Genomic DNA, 758 nt, shown 5'->3' with positions numbered 1-758 from the left:
CGCGCTTCGATTTCCCCCAGTTCGATACGAAAACCGCGGATCTTCACTTGATGGTCGACACGCCCCAGGTAATCCACCACGCCATCCGGACGCCCACGGGTCAGGTCGCCGCTGCGATACACGCGGCTGCCCGGTTTGCCGAACGGGTCCGGTACGAAACGCTCGGCAGTCAGTGCCGGACGCTCCAGGTAACCCCGGGCCACGCCCTCGCCGCCCAGGTACAACTCGCCGGCCACGCCGATGGGTTGCAGATTCAGTTGCGCATCCAGCACGTAGCCACTGCGGTTGCCCAGCAAGGTGCCGATGGGCGCATAGACAGCGCCGCAGGGATCGCCTTTGCGGGCCTTCCACAACAACGGTGTAACCACGGTTTCCGTCGGGCCATAGCCGTTGAACAGGTACTTGGGTTTCAGCGCGCGCCAGGCCAGGTCATAGCTGGCTTGAGCAACGGCATCACCGCCGAAGCAATACACCCGCACCGCCGGCGGGTTGCCGTCGCGCTCGGCATGTTCGGCCAACTGTTGCAAGTACACCGGTGGGAACACCGCCATGGTCACGTTGTGGCGGTGCATCTGCTCGTAGGTGTATTCCGGCAGCCACAGGCTGTCGTCACGGATCAACACGCTGGCGCCGTTGATCAGCGGGTGCATCCAGCCTTCGTGGGAACCGTCGAAGGCGAAGGACATGAAGTGCAGTTCGCAATCGGCCGGTGAGGTTTCATAGCGCTCGCCGGTAGCGATGATATGCGCCACCAGCGG

General features: G+C 63.6%; 1 protein-coding gene. It reads right to left on the bottom strand.

Annotated elements, in window-relative coordinates:
* Window positions 1-758, bottom strand: a 758-nt coding sequence (locus E1K68_RS27500) for an AMP-binding protein (protein ID WP_212614958.1), incomplete at both ends; no start/stop codon positions are given.

This window comes from Pseudomonas sp. B2021 (assembly GCF_018135665.1).
Classification (GTDB): domain Bacteria; phylum Pseudomonadota; class Gammaproteobacteria; order Pseudomonadales; family Pseudomonadaceae; genus Aquipseudomonas; species Aquipseudomonas lactis.
The sequence above is the reverse complement of the archived record's forward strand: the minus strand, read 5'-3'. Positions and strand labels throughout refer to the sequence as shown.